The organism is Polynucleobacter aenigmaticus, from assembly GCF_002206635.1.
Lineage (GTDB): Bacteria > Pseudomonadota > Gammaproteobacteria > Burkholderiales > Burkholderiaceae > Polynucleobacter > Polynucleobacter aenigmaticus.
This window is the reverse complement of record NZ_NGUO01000011.1, coordinates 1-18,835: the sequence shown is the minus strand read 5'-3', so window position 1 is coordinate 18,835 and position 18,835 is coordinate 1. Positions and strand designations below refer to the sequence as shown.

Here is an 18,835-nt window from a genome sequence, read left to right as displayed (position 1 = left end):
TAAAAAATTTATGTCTAATGCCTTACTTGTAGGACTCACAGTATTAATCATCGGTGACAGTCATTTAGCTTCACCCGGCTACCTTGTCGATACTCTCCAAGACAACCTGATTCAACAGGGTGCTAATGTACACACGATTGGAATTTGTGGCTCCAATCCCGGGGACTGGCTTGCACCCTCACCAGCTGGTAAATGCGGGGGAGCTAGTCGAGTAGGTAAAGCTCCAGTGGTTCTTATGGGTCAAAACGCCAGCACGACGGGTATTAAAACTTTAATAGAAAAAGATAAGCCCAATTTAGTTTTAGTCGTAATGGGCGATACGATGGCTAATTACAAGCAAAATTTTTCAAAAGCCTGGGCATGGCAACAAGTGTCTTCCCTCACGCAGGAAATTTCCTCTACTAAAACGCCGTGCGCATGGGTAGGGCCGGCTTGGGGTACTGAAAATGGTAAGTATGGAAAAACATTTGCGCGAGTAGAAATGGTTTCATCTTTTTTATCTTCGAACGTGGGGCCCTGTACTTACATTGATTCTTTATCGATGTCAAAGCCTGGGGTTTGGGCGACAAAAGATGGCCAACATTTCACCGATCTTGGTTATAAAGCCTGGGGTAGTGCAATTACTAACTCCGTTCTTAATCTGCCTACTATCAAGAATAGAAAGAATTGATTTAACCCTAACTGCGACCGCCCAGCTATTTAAGTACTACGAATTAAAAAATAAATAAGTTGCATTTAATCCACCTTTTTAGAGATATTTATATGAGTACCGCTTCCCTAGTTGGACTAACCATGCTTGTTATTGGAGAGAGTCATATGTCTCTTTCATCGTATTTGATCAATCCGCTTCATGATGACTTAACCAAACAGGGGGCTAAAGTCTTTTCTGTCGGCGCCTGCGGTGCTAGCGCGGGTGATTGGCTGATAAAAAAAACAGTGCCTTGTGGTGCTGAACGAACAGGGAATGACAAGGGTGTATTTATTCGTGGAGAAACAACCACTACCCCTATTGCCGAATTAATTGCCAAAGACAAACCGGATGTTGTAGTTGTCATCATTGGCGATACGATGGCCTCATATGGCAAAGCCTTTCCTCAGGCTTGGGCATGGGAAAATGTGACTAAGTTGACCAAAGAAATTGCAAGTACAAAAACCGCTTGCATCTGGGTTGGTCCGCCATGGGGGAGTGAAGTCGGAAGACAAAGCAATAAATTCGCCAAGCCTGATAACCGAGTGCAATTTATGTCTAATTTTTTAGCTAAAAATGTTGCACCATGCACCTACATCGACTCAACAAAGTTTTCACAACCAAAACAATGGTCAACACTTGACGGTCAGCACTTTACGACCGCAGGCTATGATGCTTGGGCTGCAGCAATTACCCAGTCTATTGTTAACTTACCCAATATTAAGCAGGCTAAAAAATAATGAAACTACCTAATATTTTCACTTTGATCATTAGTATTACTGCGTCAAGCTTTTGTTACACCGCTTACGCAGCTGATATTGCCCTATATCCAACCGGTCCAAGCCAAGATTCTGCCTTTGTCCGATTTATTAATGGGATGGATGAAAATCTCAGTGTTATGGCAGGAGAAACTAAAGCAAAGATTGCACTGAGTGTAAATGAGCCTGCTAGTAAATACTATCCAGTTGGTTCTAAGGCAAAAATTACTGGTGAATTTAGCAATGGAAAAGTATCTAGCCCCATTTCTTTAACCGTTAAACCAAGTGAGTTCGCAACAGTAGTAGCCTTAGCGAACGGCAGCAACCTAAAGCAAGTGATCGTTAAAGAGCAGCCAGATGACTTTAATGCTCTTAAATCCTCCTTGGCGCTGTATAACCTAAGCTCTGCAGGCTGCGCATCAGCAGGTTTATTAGTAGTCGATCGCGCTGTTTCCTTATTTGAGAAGGTTAAGGACGGGACTTTACAACGGCGACTGATTAATCCTGTCAGTCTCTCAGTGCAACTGACATGTAGTTCTAAACCAGTAGGCAAAGTTCTCGATCTTGGACTCCTACAGGCAGGACAGCGCTACAGTGTTTTTGCCGTACCCGCATCGGATAGCCCCCGAATTTTCTTTGCAGTAGATACTATTGCCCGTTAATTTATTTGCTGAAAGCTAACTGAATTGGTCTTCGCCTCTCTAGAGTTTCTCACCCTTTTTCTACCTCTCTTCTTTATGTTGTATGGATTTGGAGGGGCATCGCGTCGCAATAGCATTTTGCTTGTCTGCAGCTGGATTTTTTATGGTTGGTGGAGCCCTATTTATCTAGTATTGTTTATGTTCCTAGCAGTAATGGGTTGGGTTGGTGGTTTAGCTATTGGGCGCACATCCACCGAGAAAGCGCGCGGTTGGACATTAGCCTTATTTATCGGCATTAGCATATGTATTTTATGCTGGTTTAAATACTCTAATATTGCAGTTCAGACTGTTAACTATGCTTTGGGCGGTGTTAGCACTTTAAGTATTGCCTGGGAGAAGATTATTCTTCCGATTGGCCTTTCATTTATTGTCCTTCAGTCGATTTCTTATTTAATTGACGTATATAGACGAACAGTTCCGGTAGATCATAGTTTTGTTAGTTTTGCTGCATACCAATCCATGTTTGTTCACTTAATTGCTGGCCCAATCATTCGTTATGACTGGGTTAAAAAAGAGCTGATCTCTCGACCCTTTGATTGGTCTCAATTTTGTCTCGGCTCTCGTCGTTTTATGATTGGCATGAGTATGAAGGTGCTGATTGCTGATACCTTAGCACCAGTGGTTGATCTCGCTTTTTCATTGCAAAACCCTAGTTTTTCAGATGCTTGGATTGGTTGTCTTGCTTATAGCTTGCAGTTATTTTTTGATTTTGCAGGCTATAGCGTAATGGCAATAGGCCTTGGCATGATGTTGGGTTTTCGTTTCCCAGAAAACTTTAATCATCCTTATCTCTCCAATAGCATTCAAGATTTTTGGCGCCGCTGGCATATTTCCTTATCAACTTGGTTGCGAGATTACTTATACATTCCCTTAGGTGGAAATCGAGGGGGGGAGGTACATACATATATCAATCTCTTATTGACTATGTCGATTGCAGGTCTGTGGCATGGCGGAGATAGTTGGAATTTTTTAATTTGGGGAGTTGCCCATGGCATCGCCCTTTGCACCGCAAGAATATGGCCACATACTGGCTTACCACAACCCTCAATTACCATTTCAAGAATACTAACCCTATTATTTGTCTTTTTGGCATGGACTATTTTCCGAGCCCATTCATTTGATGACGCACTGCGTATGTATGCTAGCCAATTAGGCATGAACGGATTTGATTACTTTAATCTGAGTGACGCTATGCTCAATTTAATCAGGCCTGTACATTGGCTGGCTGCATTCCTGGGGGTTACTTGCATTCTTGCGCCATTACTAATCCCTTATGTGAATCGCCATATCAACCCGTTAGTGATTGTATCTGGGGCTGCATGGCCAGTATTAGGCTTCCTGCTATCTTTTGCTCTCATTGCAAGTCGTGGAGCCGTTCCCTTTCTCTATTTTCAGTTCTAATGAAAAAAAAATCTCAACATCCCGAATCAGAGCCAAGACCAGTTAATCATCTTGATAGATTAACAAGCCCACTTGCTGGAATTTGCTTTGCTCTATTTTTAGTTGGCGGCATTGCTACTACTAGCTATGCTGTGATTAGTCAAAACCTGAATTTATTCCCTAAAGAAATATCATGGTCTACCTTTCTCAATGGTGACGTTTCCTCTGGAATTTCAAAGTCTTTAGCAAATGCCCCATTTCCGGATAATGCAGCAAAGTTTGAGCGTGGCTTTAGTTGGATTGTTGCACGCGATTTAGGGCCCCGGGTTCGCGAAGGAAAAAATGACTGGCTATTTTTAAATGATGAATTAGTTATTCACCCAAATCGATTATCCAACTCCGATTTACGGGCTAAGGAGATTATCGATGTTGAACATCAACTAGCCAGTCAAGGAATTGAACTCCTCGTCGTACTAGTGCCTGATAAGTCTCGTATTGAGCATGAGTTTTTAGGATCACAACATCGAGCGACAGTTTTTACTACTAGAGTGGCAGATTTTGAAAAAAAACTGAGCCTCAATAAAATTAATGTCATTAATTTAACCGATGGGCTCAATCAAGCCAAACAAGACGGTGGCACACCCTTTTTGCGCACTGATACCCATTGGAATGAGCAGGGAGCTGAAGTGGCTGCAAAAGCAGTAGCTCAAAAAGTTCAATTGTTTAAATTCACACCATCTCCGGCACAAATAACCCGGATTACAAGTGAAGCGAATGAAACCCGTCCTGGCGACTTAGTCAAATTAGCCGGAATTGATTGGCTACCTAAAAGTCTTCAACCCATGCCAGAGGCGGCAAAAATAAGTACTTTCAAATCCATGCCCATGTCATCTGGTAAAACTCCAATAGCAGCAAATGACTTATTTGGAGATAACAACTTACCGAATATTGCCTTGATTGGGACATCGTTTTCTAGAACCTCGCAATTCATCCCTTATTTAGAAATGCAGTTAAATACCCAGATAGGAAATTTTGCTCTTGATGGAGGAGATTTTTCAGGTGCGGCAAGAGCCTACTTCAATAGCCCAGCATTTAAGAGTACCCCCCCTAAACTTCTTATTTGGGAAATACCAGAGCGCGTCATTGAAATGGACCGTACTAATGATATGAAAATACTACAAGGATCCGCGCCGACTTGAATAATCAAAATAGCCGAGCGATTTTGAATAGGGGCCTACTCTTAGTTTTAATTTCTTTATCGATTTTTAGCTTACCCGCCACTGCTGCAGAGTTCGACTCCTTTGGTAGGCTTACCTCTATCAATGGAAAGGTGGAGGTAGTATGTCCTATTCAAAATAAATCTACTGCTGTAATTTTAGTGATGGGGCAATCACTTTCTACAAATGAGTCATCAGAGAAGTTCAGTACAAAATATCCCCAATCGGCGATTAATTACTTTAACGGAAAATGCTATGCCTCCAATTCTCCACTCTTAGGGGCAACAGGAGAGAATGGTGAATTTATAACCGCACTTGCTGACTTATTAATTGCATCTAAGAAATACAAAACCGTCATTGTTATTTCAACTGGGATTGGCGGCACTGCCATTAATCGGTGGCAAGCAAAAGGAGATCTCCATACAATGGTCTCTAAAACAATAGATCAACTCAGTAGTACTTATAAAATTACCCAAATTATCTGGCAACAAGGTGAGAGCGACTATCTAGAAAATACAACTACTACAGCTTATATCAATTCTTTTTATTCGCTCTATAATGCGTTGCTATCGAAAAAGATTCGCGCTCCGATATTCATATCTATATCAAGCAAATGTGGTCCAAATTGGATTGACAATAATCCCATTTCAACAGCACAGAACTTATTGATTGATAATAAAAAGATATTTCTTGGAGTTAACTCTGACAAACTTCTAGACAGCGAAGACAGAACTCCTGATGAATGTCATTTAATGGGATCTGGACAATTAAAAATCGCTAAATCTTATTATGAAGCGTTCTTAAAGTATTCAAAATAATAGGTTTTAATTGACTTTTACTAGCGCAGATCGTCTACGGTCGAACAATCAACAGGGTGATTGTTAATAATAGATCTGGATTGTGGCCTTATTTTACAAAGCATTTATATGTTTGATATCTTATAAACACAAACCTATTTCTTCAAATTAAATCATTAGTATTGGTAGAGATATCCAGATAACGCAAATAGGCTAAAAAAAATGAAAAAATTACTTAATCTATTTGAGGTATATAAAAAATAATTTACTTAAACGTTTTGATGGGGTAATGTTGTAATAGAATAGAAATATTAATTTAAGGGGGCTTATTCGGTAATACCCCCACCCCTTAATGTGACTTAAAAGTAGAATTTCTAAGTTGTTTGATTTAAAAGAAATTCTATGAAAACCTCCCGTTTTACCGATAGCCAAATCATGGCCATCCTTAAGCAAGCCGAAGCTGGCATGCCAGCCCCAGAGCTATGCCGTGAACACGGCATTAGCATCGCTAGCTTTTATAAGTGGCGCGCCAAGTATGGCGGTATGGATGCCTCACTAATGTCTCGCGTCAAAGAGCTTGAGCTAGAGAACGCTCGATTAAAGAAGATGTATGCGGAGGTTCAGCTCCAAGCTGATGTCCTTAAAGAAGTCTTACAAAAAAAGTAACTCGGCCATCTGGTAGGCGCGAGATGGCCAGCCAACAAGTTCAAAGTGGGCGAATGAGTATCCGTTTAGCTTGCGATACCTTTGTCATTAGTCAGACTTGCTATCGCTATCACCCGAAGCTATCGACTGACAATGCCCTCATTGCTGATTGGCTGGTGCGCCTCACCCAAAATCAAAGGAACTGGGGTTTTGGGCTTTGCTTTTTGTACTTGCGTAACGTCAAAGGCTTTACCTGGAACCATAAGCGGGTCTATCGCATCTATCGGGAGTTAGAGTTAAACCTTCGGATCAAGCCCCATAAACGCTTGGTTCGCGAGAAGCCTGTGCCATTGGCAGTGCCTGAAGATATTAATGACACATGGTCCATTGATTTTATGCATGACCAGTTGCACGATGACAGGTCTATCCGCTTGTTTAATGTGATTGATGACTTTAATCGGGAAGCTTTGGCCATCGACATTGATTTTTCCATGCCAGCAGCCAGGGTGGTTCGCTCACTAGATCAAGTCATTGAGTGGCGTGGCAAGCCTTTAAGAATACGTTGCGATAATGGGCCGGAACTAGTGGGTAGCGTGCTCATGCAGTGGGCTGCGAAACATCAAATAGAGATAACTTATATCCAACCTGGTAAGCCACAACAAAATGCATACATTGAAAGATACAACCGTACCGTACGCTACGATTGGCTTAATCAATACCTCTTTGAATCGATTGATGAAGTTCAAGACTTTGCTACCGATTGGATGTGGACATACAATCATGAAAGACCGAACATGGGCTTAGGTGGAATTACACCAAAGCAAAAACTAGCACTTGCAGTACCAGCTTCTACTTTTATGCCTAGTTAAAAATGGGGGGATTACCGAAGCACGAGTCCATTTGCTGGAATTTGCTTTTCTCTCTTTCTGATTGGAGGTATCGTCACCACTGGCTATGCACTGGTTAGTCAAAACCTCAATTTAATTCCTAAAGAGATATCCTGGTCTACATTTCTCAATGGAGATGTTTCTTCTGGAATTGCAAAGTCCTTAGCAAATGCTCCTTTTCCAGATAATGCAGCGAAGTTTGAGCGTGGCTTAAGTTGGCTTGTTACACGTGATTTAGGGCCACGAGTTCGAGAAGGGAAAAACGACTGGCTATTTTTAAATGATGAACTAGTAGTACACCAGGGCCGAGTACTAAATGCAGAATCGAGGGTTAAAGAGATAATTGAAGTTGGACATCAACTAGCCAACCAGGGAATTGAACTGCTGATTGTTCTGGTGCCTGACAAGTCGCGCATTGAATCAGAGTATTTAGGCTCGCAATATCGCGCCACAGTATTTTCAACTAGAGTGAATGATTTTGAAAAACAACTTACTCACAATGAAATTCATGTCATTAATTTAACGGGTGCCCTTAATAGCGCCAAACAGGGTGGTATCACACCCTTTTTGCGCACAGATACACATTGGTCCGAACCAGGCGCAGAAATTGCCGCAAAGGCTGTCGCTAAAAGCATTCAATCCCTCAAAATTACGCCCTCCCCAGCGCAATCCACCCAGATTGTTGCTCAAGTCGACAAAATACGACCTGGTGATTTAGTGAAATTAGCGGGAATTGATTGGTTACCAACGCGTCTGCAGCCAGCGCCAGAGTCGGCTAGATATAATAGCTTTAAATCTGTACCTATACCCTCTAATGAAAAGTCAAAAAGTATGGATGATTTATTTGGGGATGCTAACTTGCCCAACATTGCCTTAATTGGAACATCCTTCTCCAGAACTTCGGAATTTATTCCGTATTTAGAGATGCAATTAGATGCCAAAATAGGAAATTTTGCTCTTGATGGCGGTGATTTTTCAGGTGCAGCAACAGCCTACTTCACTAGTCCAGCCTTTAAAGATACCCCGCCCAAACTCATCATCTGGGAAATACCTGAACGAGTACTCGAAATGGACCGAAATCATGATGAAAAAATACTGAAGGGGTCATTCTGAATTTAAACTATTGAGATGCGCCCTTCAAAGATCTAGACTAAATGCAAATCAGCAGCATGCAGGTTATGGCTCGCTCCCTGACCAATGATGGCAATTTCAATTGGGGTGCTTGCAGCGGAGGCTTCGTAATACAGCGCACCATCGCTGGTGTCATATGCAAGATGCACGGTACCGCTTAAGAGCGCTTTGACCGCTGCTGACCCTGATCCCGAAGCAAACTGATCGGCCTGCACATTGCCGTTGATATCTCCCAGTAATGCGCTAAAGGCTTTAGAGTCCAGATTAATCCGTGGGCTAGTACCTTCAAAAAAGTTCGCTAGCGTAGGGATGGATCCCGTAGTGGTATTACCCACACCATTCAGCATTGTAGGAGTGCTCATATCGGTTAACAAACTGAGGATATTTTCATGCCCACTGCCCTGATTCCAAGCATGCCAATTGTTCCATTGGTAACCATTGTTGGCTGCAACATAAAGCTGCTCACTGCTGCCATTAGGGCCAGAATAGTACTTCACACTAGCGACATCAGCAGCACCCACATTGATGATCGCATTGGCTGCCTGCTGCACGCCGTTAACCATAAAGTAGCCGCCATTGGCACCAGTATCTAATAGCATCAGGCCTTGAACAGCGCCACCGCTAATATTGACTAATGAACTTAATGCAGTACCTCCACTAGCGTGATCTTCATAAGCTGCAATAGCATGGTTATCGGCAATAGTGATGGGCTGCTCAGCTGGACGAACGACTGCATTAACCGTAACAGCATCACTCCAGTCTTGACCATCAAAGGCTTGGATGGATAAGGTATCCGTACCAGCACTCAGACCCTTGAACATGACCCAACCATTAGCCAGATCGCTCGCGGTAAAGGTGGCCGTTTGTCCTGCAGCAACAACACCATTGACATACAAACTTAGATGACTGGTAGCGCTTGTATCAGTAATACGATATTGGGTAATCGCATCGCCATTAGCATCACTCACGCTTACGAGATCATTAAAGGCGCTCGTGGACAAAGCAGTCCAACCTGCAGGCTGGTAGTCAGATAGGCTATTGCCCGTAGCGGTAACGAGTGGAGCAGTATTGTGGGCATGGCCACTAGCTTGATTCCAAGCATACCAATTGTCCCATTGGTAACCATCATAGGCCGCTACATAGAGCTGCTCACTCGCGCTATTGGTGCCTGAGTAGTACTTCACACTGGCCACATCGGCCGCAGCTACCTTAATAATAGTGTTGTTGGTCTCTTTGTGACCATTAACTGTAAAGTAGCCTCCATTGGTGCCTGTGCCCAATAACATCAGGCCTTGTACGGTATCGCCATACTGCTCAGTATCTGCATCAGCAATCGTAATTAAACTGCTCAATGGGGTGCCGCCATTTGCATGGCCTTCATCTGCGGCAATGATATTGTTACTCACGATTGTCATTGGTAGATCGGCTGGGCGAACTACTGCATTAACACTAACTGCCGCACTCCAACTCTGACCATCAAAAGCTTGAATAGAAAGCGTATCGGTACCGGCACTCAGGCCATTGAACATCACGTGGCCATTGGCTAGTTGACTGGCAGTAAAGGTTACCGATTGTCCTGCAGCAATAAAACCATCGGCATACCAACTCAGGTGATTGGGAGCATTGGTATCCGTAATACGATATTGCGTTATATCAACGCCAGCAGCATCGGTAATACTAACCAAGCCATTAAGAATGCTTGGTGTCAGGGTAGTCCAGCCAGCAGGCTGGTAGTCCATTAGATTATTGCCTGTAGCCATCAAAACGGTAAAGTTGAGTATTTCTGAATCGCTGGTACCTACATTGCCTGCAGCATCTGTACTAGTAGCCGTAATAGTGTGAGCTACTTGCTGTGTATTGGTAAAGGTAATGGTATCACTCCATGTACCATTGCTAGCAACCGTGGTGGTTCCCAATACGGTATTGCCATCAAATACTGTAATGGCAGCACCAGTTTCACCCGTGCCAGTGATGGTGTGATTAATGTGATTGGTAAAACCACCGACAGAAGTAATAGCTACCGCAGGAGTGATGGTATCGACTGTGACTGAGCCTACCTGATTCAATATAGAAGCATTGCCGGCCACATCTTGCGCATTGATCACTACATTGGCCGGGCCGTTGGTATCGCCTGCTTTAACCATGTAAGTAGCGGTGTAGTTGTTACCGCTGCCATGGACGACAGTTGCGTTTTGGCCGCCAATCGTGACACTAGTCACAGCATCAGTAGCGGTAAAGCTTTCAGTAATAACATCCCCAGCTTTAGCTAAGGTTTGTGTTGAGTTGTTTGAAAGTTCATAGATAGCCGTCACTGTTGGCGCTACGGTATCGACCGTAAAGCTCGCAGTAGCACTGCTACCTACATTCCCCGCCGCATCCACATTGCTTGCAGTAATGGCATGAGTGCCTTGCGTATTGGCTAAAGTAACGGCTTTGCTCCAGGTGCCATCATTGGCAACTGTAGCGGTTCCTAAAACAGTTACACCATCCAATACGGTGACAGTCGTACCTGCTTGGCCCGTACCGGTAATAGTTTGATTGAGCTGATTAGTTAAACCAGCAGCAGAAGTAATGGCTACGATTGGCGCTACGGTATCGACCGTAAAGCTCGCAGTAGCACTGCTACCTACATTCCCCGCCGCATCCACATTGCTTGCAGTAATGGCATGAGTGCCTTGCGTATTGGCTAAAGTAACGGCTTTGCTCCAGGTGCCATCATTGGCAACTGTAGCGGTTCCTAAAACAGTTACACCATCCAATACGGTGACAGTCGTACCTGCTTGGCCCGTACCGGTAATAGTTTGATTGAGCTGATTAGTTAAACCAGCAGCAGAAGTAATGGCTACGATTGGCGCTACGGTATCTGCATCTACCGTTACCGAAGCTCTTGGGGTAATAGTAGTCGTATTACCGGCTGCATCTTGGGCAATAATTACTACATTAGCTGCGCCATTGGCGTCACCCGCCTGAACGGTGTACACGGCAGTATAGTTATTACCACTACCACGCACGACGGTTGCAGCGTTGCCATTAATTGTAACGCTGGTAACTACATCAGTAGAGGTAAAGGTTTGCGTAATCACATCACCGACTTTAGCCAATGTTTGTGTTGCATTACTTGAGATTTCGGTAATAGCTTTAATGGTGGGGGATCTGGTATCGACCGTTACCGTTCCATCTTGGGAAATTTCGGCGGTCTGACCATCCGCATCTTTGGCTTTAATTACTACTTCAGCTGTGCCATTGTCGTCACCCGCCTGAACGGTGTACACGGCAGTATAGTTATTACCACTACCACGCACGACGGTTGCTGACTTGCCATTAATCCTGACTTCAAGAGTCGAAGCAGTAGATGTAAATGTTTCCGTAATAACATCACCGGCCTTAGCCACTGTATTCGTTACATTGCTTGAGATTTGAGAGATAGCAATAATGACTGGTTTATTTTTGTTATCAGACATACAGAAAATTCCTAATTAATAGACAACTAAAGAATATTCATCAACTATCAATAAATATATAGCCTTGCTCTTCCTATTTTCTTAGTTGTTAGCAACATGCATTTAGCGCCATTTATAGTATGTTTCGACTAGGCTTATCTAGTACTTAAGAGTAAATTAATATAGCCTCATCGCCCATTATTAGATCACAATCAATTGATTTCTATACACTAATTACTGTATTTGTGTCCCTCAATTTGCAAGAAATTTATTAGCAGCCCCATGTAGTATCCAGCACCGCACACTAGGGGAATGTAAATCATTATCCAACTTTTCATTGAGGAGATTTCCAAGAAACCAATCACCCATATTCATACGACCACAACGCCATAATGCGATATAGAGATCTGGCAATCAGTACTGGGGATTAGGATATCTACCCATTTAGTTAGCGCAGAAATAAAAATTGTTTAGTGCAATAAATAAAATACAATTTAGTACATGGCTACCAAAAATAATCCCCAATTCAATCCAATTAGTGTTCTGGTGATTGATTCACATCAAATTAGCTCATGGGGTGTTCAAACACTCATTAATCAGGATGAGCGCTTCAATGTTTGCGGCTCCGCAACAAACACCAATGATGCCTTAACACAAGCCTTAAAACACAGACCAGATGTAATTATCTTAGAGCCTGATCTTTGTAATGAAAATGGACTGAATCTGATCCCCAAATTAATCGAACAATCAGGCGCAAAAATTATTGTGCTGACTTCCTTGCGTGATTTAAGCATTCATGATCTTGCGGTGGTGCGAGGTGCGCGTGGCGTATTAACTAAAATGGAGGCACCAGAAACCCTTCTCAAGGCGATTGTAAAAATCCATGAGGGTGAGCTTTGGATTAACCGCAATGCCACATCGAGGATATTGATGCAAATTGCTGCTGCTAATGCTCCAAAAGAGATAACTATTCAAGAGAAACGCTTGTCCAGCTTAACGATTAAAGAGCAAAAAGTGCTTTATATAATGTACAGCAGTAGTGAAAAAACCTTGAAGCAAGTCGCAGAAAAACTCCATATCAGCGAGCACACTCTGCGCAATCACTTAGCCTCAATTTACCTAAAGATTGAAGTACGTAACCGCTTAGAGTTATACGTATTCTGTAACAAATATATGCCGCCTGAAGTTATTGCTGCATAGGTTTTCTGCATAAATCTTAGCCGTCTGAATCTCAGCAGGCTATTGGTTTACATACATTCTCAGAGGCTTTGCATTGTCTGCGAGATGATTTTTGCGGCAATGCACAGCTTGCCATCGCGCTTTTCTATGCGCACTACTTTGCCCTCACAAAGTAAATTAATCCCTCCGCCTGGTGTATCAAGTTGCACGGAAAGCTGGATTAAAGAGCCAAGATTATTAGCGCACTCGTCAATTTCAAAGAAAATACCAGAGGCGCTAATATCGCGGGCCATACCAGCAATACCATTTACCGTTACAGGTAGGGAGCCATTGATACGAGCATCAGCGCGACGAATACCCTCACAGCCAGTAGGCGACGAAAATACATCCTCACCACGGAGAGCAACTAAGTCACCTTTAGGCGCCACTTCGGAGGGAGTCATTTTAACCATACATCAATATAGCAAAATCGATGTATTTCGGAATGGTGTTTTAGTACTGATTTAGCACTAAATTTCTAGTATGTTTGACTATAAACATGTAGTCAATGATTTTGGCAAATGCAGTCTTTCCAATTTATTCACATATCAGTAGATACACAAAAAGCCTATTGCGTTTTTTTCAACACATCTTTTAAGGATGTAGATTTAGTAGATTTAACTGTTTCTGGTAAATCGCTTGAAGCAATCTCCTTGGGGGCAGTCTTCTGAATCTGCCCTTTCTCCACCAACGCATTAATTAAACTACCTAATTGGTCATAAGCACGCAAGAATGCAGGCAAAGACATAGCAATAGCGCCTGATGTCTGGACAGTCATTTTTTCTTCTGTAACTGGAGTCATTTTGATCAGATCAAAGCGCACGACCCCATCAATCAATTGGGTATTAGCAATACCATCGGCGTAAATTGTAGTTTGCATAAATTCTTAATCTATTAGTAAATGAGGATAAAAACTTTGTGATTTTTATAAGAAAGCTTCCCTTGGTTAGAAAAATACTCATAAAAAGACCCTAATTCAATGAATAATCTCTTAATACATAAATTTTGCATTTTTTAGATCTTTCTTGCGGTAAATGGGTACCCTGAATGCATATCCAAGCAAGGATTTAGGAAGTCAACTTCCCGCTTTATCTATGTAAATTAAGGCTTTCCAGAGAAATAAAGTGCTGAAATATTTTCCAAGTCCTTAATCTTCAATAGTCCAGATAACTGCAATACTTTGACGCAGGAAATGATGTAGGAATACCGCGCTTGCGCTAAGTCTTTTTGGGTATTGAATATATTTTTGATAGCAACTAGAACATCCAAATTTGAACGTATCCCGGCTGCCACCCCGTAGACAGTGGCTTTTTTAGCCTCTTGCAAAGACTGTAGTGTAGATTCCAGTATGACGATCTTACTGTTGTATAAATTCATCTGATCGTAATATTTTTCTAGCTCTACCCCAGTATTGAGCTTGAGGCCTTCGTACTCCTCCTTTGCTTTTTCATACAAAGCGGCCGCTTGGCGTGTTTGCCCTAGCGTCTCCCCACTGCTAAAAATGGGCCAAGATGCCTGAATCCCCGCTAGCGCCTGATTCGAAATGACATTGACGGTATTAACACTAAAAGAATTCTGACGACTCCAGTTAGCGACAGCACTAATTTGGGGGTAGTAATTGGCTGAGGTCTTATTGATTTCCTCTTTGGAAAAATCCAGCTTATGCTTTCCAGCAATGAGCTCTAGGTTCTGGATGAGTGCGGTATCTAATAATTGCTGGAATGTGCCTGGTACTGTTACTAAATACTTTTTACCAGCACTCAATTTATTAATCTTCAGTAAATTGATATCGCCCTCCCCAACTAGAACTCCCAGCTTTCTTTTGACATCCTTAGATTGCTGTTCAGCGTCAAGCAACTGATAAAGCGAGTTTTCATAGGCTGATTTAGCCTCAAGATAATCGATCTTACTCATCTCCCCATAGCGAAATGATTTTTTTGCCACATTCATCTGTGCTTGATAAGAATCACGTTGAGAAGTGAGAAAAGTAATTAAATCTTCGGAATACAGCACATTTAAATACGCTTGCGTCACCCTCACCAACAAGTCATAAGTATCGGCTTCAAATTTCGCGTCTCCAAAATTCTTTTGGTACATACCCTGGCGATACTTAGCAAAGCTACTCATATCAAATAAGGGCTGCAGAATCTGAATGTAATTATTACTACTAGGGTAGTTATCAAATGTTTGAGAAACCCCTCCGGTATACGTATTGGTCAACCTATTGGTCGACATAAAAGAGCTTGCACTCAGTTTTGGTAGCACTGCAGATCGACCAATCGTAAGATTAGCAGCAGTAGCTTCTTGATCCTTAATTGCAGCCTTAAAAATGGGATCGTTTGCTAAGGCTTGATTATAGGAATCAAGCAATGTCCGTCCCGAGATAGATGAACTCGCATTTACTTTACTATCAATAATTCTAGGGATCGCTATAGCACTGAGAATAGGTGTAGCCTCTACAATGGCGACAGGCTTTACTTCCTTAGCTGGAGTTGACTTTACCTCGGTGGGTGGAGCTGGCTTTACTTCAACTTGAGCTCCTACTTTTGATATTGGGGGGGTATATCCTGGGCTGATGCTGACGCTTACATTAGCTGGGTCTGGCTCTATAAGAAAATCTTGAACTAGAAACGGTTTTGCTTCTGTATAAGGCATAAAAAGCCAGCAAATTAAAAGCCAGCCACATACCTGAATTGTAAATACAGGATGCCGGAAGCGGATTTGCCAGCCTAGAGAAATAAATGCTGATTCAAAAAGCATTACTCCTCCCTTAAAGCCGTTTTCATGCGATCAATTACCGGCTTAAAGAGATAACTCAGCAAAGTACGCTCGCCAGTCTTGATAAAGACCTCAACCGGCATGCCTGGTCTAATGGTGTATTTAGCGAGCTTGCCCATATCTTCGCGTGTTACCTGCACGCGAACTTTGTAATATGGGTAATTGCTTTTCTCCTCGATGAGGCGATCTGCCGATACCATCACAACCGTACCATATACTTTGGGGGTCTTATTCTGATTGAATGCAGTAAACATCAACTCCACATCAAGCCCAGGGTAAACCTTATCTATCAATTGAGTTGGCAATTGCGTATCTACCATAAGGGGATCTTCTAATGGCACTATCTCCATTAATTTCGCTCCAGGCGATACTACGCCGCCCTCGGTAAACACAGAAAGATTGACTACTGTGCCGCTAACAGGGGCTTTAATTTCTGTGTTTGATAAATCAAAGTTCAAAATACCGAGCTTTTCATTTAGCTCTGCAATTTGACGTTGGGTCTTTTCAAATTGACCTTGATCTGCCTGTAAGGCATCCTGAATCCGAAAATACTCTCGCTCTTGATCTAACAGTTTATTTTTGGGTATGTATCCATCCTTATCGAGATTACGTAATCCCTCAAGCTGCCTAGAGAGAATGTGAAGCTGACTCTTCTTTGAATCAATGGAGAGTTTATTTTGACGGCTCTGCGCCTCTAGTCCAGCAATATTCTCTTGCATTGCATTGGCTTGACCCAATGCTGATGTGGGGTTAATCTTGACCAGCAATTGTCCTGCTTTTACTATATCGCCATCTTTAACCAGAATCTCATCGACGATCCCACCAGCTAAGTACTGAACTAGCTTATGGTTTCCTTCGATAACGACAATACCGCTTGCTGGAGCGCCCTTATCCAAAGGAACCAAACTTGCCCAAAGTAAAAAACCAAAGAGTCCATACAACAAAATACGCATACCCTTTTTGGCGTACACCATTTCAGGACTTAAATCACTATGAGAACCCAATCCAAATAGAACGGTCTCCGCCCTCAACATCTTTGTCAAAATAAAATGGCCAAACTCTACTGACCTATTTTTAATATATCGGAAGGCGGCTATGAATAAGTTCATAGGTTAGGGTTAGTGATTGGCTTTGGTCTAGATCCAAGGCGCTCTAATGCGGATTTTGTTGGCTCGAAAAATTTGATTGTGCCATCTTCTATCAACATCAATTTATCGGAATGCTGAATGAGATTGAGATTGTGGGAAATAAAGACAACCGTCTGTTTATTTTGCTTTAATTTTCTTAAGGTCTCCACTAACGAAACTTCACCAAACTGATCTAGATTGGAATTGGGCTCATCAAGAACAATGAGTGCAGGATCTCCGTACAAGGCTTGGGCCAGTGCGATTCGCTGTATCTGTCCACCTGAAAGGCCCTCACCACCATCACCCACCGAAGTCTCATACCCCTTGGGTAAATGCAAAATTAATTCATGAACCCCTGCCAAATGGGCTATCCGAATAATTTCATCGGAATCTAATTTACCAAATCGAGAAATATTTTCGGCAATCGTTCCAGCAAATAATGTCGGCCGCTGGGGTACATAACCCATATGTTTACCTAGATCATCCAAATTCCAAGACGAAATATCAGCCGAATCAATTCTGACACTCCCTGAGTCCGGCTTAATAAGGCCCACCAGTAGTTTTCCTAAGGTTGATTTTCCTGCACCACTTTGCCCAATTAAGGCCATGCACTCTCCAGCCTTGATAGTAAATTGAATGCCTTTTAGGGTTGCCTGCTCCACACCATCAAATTGCACCACGATGTTTTCAACTGAAATATTGCCAGCCGGCTTAGGCAAGGTTAAGGGATTAGAATTTTCTGGATTTTCTGCTAGCAACTGATTTAACCGCTCATAGGCACTGACAACACCGCCCCATTGCCTCCACACTCCAATCAACAGATCGACTGGAGCCAAAGCTCTACCCAAAAGAATTGATCCAGCAATCATCATTCCGGCAGAAATATCATGCTTGATAGCTAAATAAGCGCCCAGGCCTAAAATGAGCGATTGCATTGCCAAACGAAAAAATTTGCTAATAGAAGAAATGTACCCTGATCGCATGCTGCCATCGGCCTGGGCTTCCAAAAATTTCTGATGCAAGTTAAGCCAACGCTCTCGGATAGCAGAGACCATTCCCATCGCCTGAATGGTCTCTGCATGCCTTAAGCTATTAGTAGCAATGGCTCCCGATTGAACCGCGTATGTGAACTGACCCCCAAAAGTTGGACGCCAAGTCCAACCAAGGGGGTTTTGTTTTATGAGCAAGTACAGCAAGCAGTTCAAGCTAAAGGTAGTTAAAGAGTTTTTAAAGTCAGGTGGTCAAAGGCGGGTTGCTCACCTATTTGCGGTTAATCACTCGCAGGTCCGAGACTGGTTTTTGGCCTATCAAGCGCATGGCCCTGGTGGCCTTACTCCAGACCACCAACGTCACCCTCCCCAGTTCAAGCTTGAAGTGCTGCAGTACATGACCAAACACCAAGTATCGGCCAGACCAGCTGCGGCCCACTTTGGCATCCGCAGCATGAGCACTGTATTGCGATGGCAAAAACTCTACAATGAGGGCGGTATTACAGCCCTTGCCAATCGACAGAGAGGACAACAGCCTATGTCCCAATTTAATATCAAAGCATTACTCAAAAAGCCTGTCTCGGAACTCACACCTGCAGAGTTGCGACGACGTTTGGAGTACGCCGAAGCGGAGGCTGCCTACCTAAAAAAGTTAGAAGCCTTAGCTCAGAGCAAAGCAGCAAAAGAGAACAAGCCCAAGTAATTACTGAGCTAAGGCCGCATTACCGTTTATTAGACTTACTGCTGATCGCCAAACTGGCTAAGAGCGTGTATTACTACTGGCGAGCAGCCAGTAGTCATCATGAGCCCGATCCCTATCTGGATGCTAAGACTCAAATTAGCGCAATCTACCATCGCCACAAGGGCCGCTATGGCTATCGACGGGTGCTACTAGAGCTACGCAATCAACAGCAATACCTAAACCACAAGACCGTGCAAAAGCTCATGGGCCAACTAGGACTAAAGTCTCTTGTACGCCCTAAGCGCTATCAGTCTTATAAGGGGTCTGTGGGTAAAACAGCCCCCAATCTACTGGAGCGTAACTTTGTGGCTACCAAGCCCAATCAAAAGTGGGTCAC

Annotated in this window: 17 protein-coding genes; 11 read left to right on the top strand and 6 right to left on the bottom strand. The window is 43.0% G+C overall.

Going from position 1 to position 18,835, the window contains the following annotated elements; genetic code table 11:
- Window positions 1-10 precede the first annotated feature (10 nt).
- The 8 genes from CBI30_RS07415 to CBI30_RS07380 all read left to right on the top strand — a co-directional run bounded on the left by CBI30_RS07415 (window position 11) and on the right by CBI30_RS07380 (window position 8,186).
- The gene (locus tag CBI30_RS07415; protein WP_088527678.1) at window positions 11-670 is read left to right on the top strand and encodes an SGNH/GDSL hydrolase family protein; all 660 of its coding nucleotides are present in this window, start codon (window positions 11-13) and stop codon (window positions 668-670) included.
- Between the two features lie 122 nt (window positions 671-792).
- Window positions 793-1,428, top strand: a complete 636-nt coding sequence (locus tag CBI30_RS07410) for an SGNH/GDSL hydrolase family protein (RefSeq protein WP_240553532.1) — start codon at window positions 793-795, stop codon at window positions 1,426-1,428.
- Window positions 1,428-2,108: an alginate O-acetyltransferase AlgF gene (locus CBI30_RS07405; RefSeq protein WP_088527676.1), complete on the top strand. Its 681-nt coding sequence runs from the start codon at window positions 1,428-1,430 to the stop codon at window positions 2,106-2,108. Before CBI30_RS07410 ends, CBI30_RS07405 begins: the two co-directional genes overlap by 1 nt.
- Window positions 2,109-2,285: 177 nt before the next feature.
- On the top strand, window positions 2,286-3,548 hold the full coding sequence (locus CBI30_RS07400; RefSeq protein WP_240553531.1) for an MBOAT family O-acyltransferase: 1,263 nt from the start codon (window positions 2,286-2,288) through the stop codon (window positions 3,546-3,548).
- Window positions 3,548-4,726 (top strand): alginate O-acetyltransferase AlgX-related protein, encoded by a 1,179-nt coding sequence (locus tag CBI30_RS07395; RefSeq protein WP_161492282.1) that lies wholly within the window; start codon window positions 3,548-3,550, stop codon window positions 4,724-4,726. Before CBI30_RS07400 ends, CBI30_RS07395 begins: the two co-directional genes overlap by 1 nt.
- Window positions 4,723-5,562, top strand: a complete 840-nt coding sequence (locus CBI30_RS07390) for a sialate O-acetylesterase (protein WP_088527673.1) — start codon at window positions 4,723-4,725, stop codon at window positions 5,560-5,562. The genes CBI30_RS07395 and CBI30_RS07390 overlap by 4 nt, the downstream gene beginning before the upstream one ends.
- A gap of 381 nt (window positions 5,563-5,943) precedes the next feature.
- Window positions 5,944-7,055, top strand: a protein-coding gene (locus CBI30_RS07385; RefSeq protein WP_088527672.1) for an IS3 family transposase whose coding sequence is annotated in 2 segments (ribosomal slippage) — window positions 5,944-6,190 and window positions 6,190-7,055 — 1,113 coding nt in all. Because the reading frame shifts where the segments join, the coding sequence is not laid out codon by codon here.
- A 39-nt stretch (window positions 7,056-7,094) separates the two neighbouring features.
- Window positions 7,095-8,186, top strand: coding sequence for an alginate O-acetyltransferase AlgX-related protein (locus tag CBI30_RS07380; protein ID WP_088527671.1), 1,092 nt, complete (start codon window positions 7,095-7,097; stop codon window positions 8,184-8,186).
- Window positions 8,187-8,218: 32 nt separating this feature from the next.
- Here CBI30_RS07380 and CBI30_RS07375 read toward each other — a convergent pair whose 3' ends face one another.
- The gene (locus CBI30_RS07375) at window positions 8,219-11,665 is read right to left on the bottom strand and encodes an Ig-like domain-containing protein (protein ID WP_088527670.1); all 3,447 of its coding nucleotides are present in this window, start codon (window positions 11,663-11,665) and stop codon (window positions 8,219-8,221) included.
- Window positions 11,666-12,145: 480 nt separating this feature from the next.
- On the opposite strand from CBI30_RS07375, the gene CBI30_RS07370 reads away from it, so the two are divergent.
- Window positions 12,146-12,844 carry a response regulator gene (locus CBI30_RS07370; protein ID WP_088527669.1) on the top strand — a complete coding sequence of 233 codons (699 nt, stop codon included), beginning with the start codon at window positions 12,146-12,148 and terminating at the stop codon, window positions 12,842-12,844.
- Window positions 12,845-12,903: 59 nt separating this feature from the next.
- On the opposite strand, the gene CBI30_RS07365 is transcribed toward CBI30_RS07370, so the two are convergent.
- The 5 genes from CBI30_RS07365 to CBI30_RS07345 all read right to left on the bottom strand — a co-directional run bounded on the left by CBI30_RS07365 (window position 12,904) and on the right by CBI30_RS07345 (window position 17,954).
- A complete protein-coding gene (locus CBI30_RS07365) occupies window positions 12,904-13,275 on the bottom strand; it encodes a PilZ domain-containing protein (protein ID WP_088527668.1) in 372 nt (123 codons plus the stop codon).
- Between the two features lie 155 nt (window positions 13,276-13,430).
- Complete coding sequence (locus CBI30_RS11225; RefSeq protein WP_206075607.1) at window positions 13,431-13,742, bottom strand: hypothetical protein; 312 nt, start codon at window positions 13,740-13,742, stop codon at window positions 13,431-13,433.
- Window positions 13,743-13,963: 221 nt separating this feature from the next.
- Window positions 13,964-15,622, bottom strand: coding sequence for a TolC family outer membrane protein (locus CBI30_RS07355; protein WP_088527667.1), 1,659 nt, complete (start codon window positions 15,620-15,622; stop codon window positions 13,964-13,966).
- Window positions 15,622-16,749, bottom strand: coding sequence for an HlyD family type I secretion periplasmic adaptor subunit (locus CBI30_RS07350; RefSeq protein ID WP_240553530.1), 1,128 nt, complete (start codon window positions 16,747-16,749; stop codon window positions 15,622-15,624). The genes CBI30_RS07355 and CBI30_RS07350 overlap by 1 nt, the downstream gene beginning before the upstream one ends.
- The gene (locus CBI30_RS07345; RefSeq protein ID WP_161492281.1) at window positions 16,746-17,954 is read right to left on the bottom strand and encodes a type I secretion system permease/ATPase; all 1,209 of its coding nucleotides are present in this window, start codon (window positions 17,952-17,954) and stop codon (window positions 16,746-16,748) included. Before CBI30_RS07345 ends, CBI30_RS07350 begins: the two co-directional genes overlap by 4 nt.
- Here CBI30_RS07345 and CBI30_RS07340 point away from each other — a divergent pair.
- The gene (locus tag CBI30_RS07340) at window positions 17,947-18,459 is read left to right on the top strand and encodes a helix-turn-helix domain-containing protein (RefSeq protein WP_088527665.1); all 513 of its coding nucleotides are present in this window, start codon (window positions 17,947-17,949) and stop codon (window positions 18,457-18,459) included. The two genes, CBI30_RS07345 and CBI30_RS07340, sit on opposite strands and share 8 nt — an antisense overlap.
- Before the next feature lie 65 nt (window positions 18,460-18,524).
- On the top strand, window positions 18,525-18,835 hold a 311-nt coding region (locus tag CBI30_RS11060), incomplete at its 3' end, for an IS3 family transposase (protein WP_143744371.1).

Coding starts and splice junctions, on each gene's coding strand:
- CBI30_RS07415 (WP_088527678.1), top strand. CDS start 11: ATGTCTAATGCCTTACTTGTAGGACTCACAGTATTAATCATCGGTGAC.
- CBI30_RS07410 (WP_240553532.1), top strand. CDS start 793: ATGCTTGTTATTGGAGAGAGTCATATGTCTCTTTCATCGTATTTGATC.
- CBI30_RS07405 (WP_088527676.1), top strand. CDS start 1,428: ATGAAACTACCTAATATTTTCACTTTGATCATTAGTATTACTGCGTCA.
- CBI30_RS07400 (WP_240553531.1), top strand. CDS start 2,286: ATGTTCCTAGCAGTAATGGGTTGGGTTGGTGGTTTAGCTATTGGGCGC.
- CBI30_RS07395 (WP_161492282.1), top strand. CDS start 3,548: ATGAAAAAAAAATCTCAACATCCCGAATCAGAGCCAAGACCAGTTAAT.
- CBI30_RS07375 (WP_088527670.1), bottom strand. CDS start 11,665: ATGTCTGATAACAAAAATAAACCAGTCATTATTGCTATCTCTCAAATC.
- CBI30_RS07370 (WP_088527669.1), top strand. CDS start 12,146: ATGGCTACCAAAAATAATCCCCAATTCAATCCAATTAGTGTTCTGGTG.
- CBI30_RS07365 (WP_088527668.1), bottom strand. CDS start 13,275: ATGGTTAAAATGACTCCCTCCGAAGTGGCGCCTAAAGGTGACTTAGTT.
- CBI30_RS11225 (WP_206075607.1), bottom strand. CDS start 13,742: ATGCAAACTACAATTTACGCCGATGGTATTGCTAATACCCAATTGATT.
- CBI30_RS07355 (WP_088527667.1), bottom strand. CDS start 15,622: ATGCTTTTTGAATCAGCATTTATTTCTCTAGGCTGGCAAATCCGCTTC.
- CBI30_RS07350 (WP_240553530.1), bottom strand. CDS start 16,749: ATGAACTTATTCATAGCCGCCTTCCGATATATTAAAAATAGGTCAGTA.
- CBI30_RS07340 (WP_088527665.1), top strand. CDS start 17,947: ATGAGCAAGTACAGCAAGCAGTTCAAGCTAAAGGTAGTTAAAGAGTTT.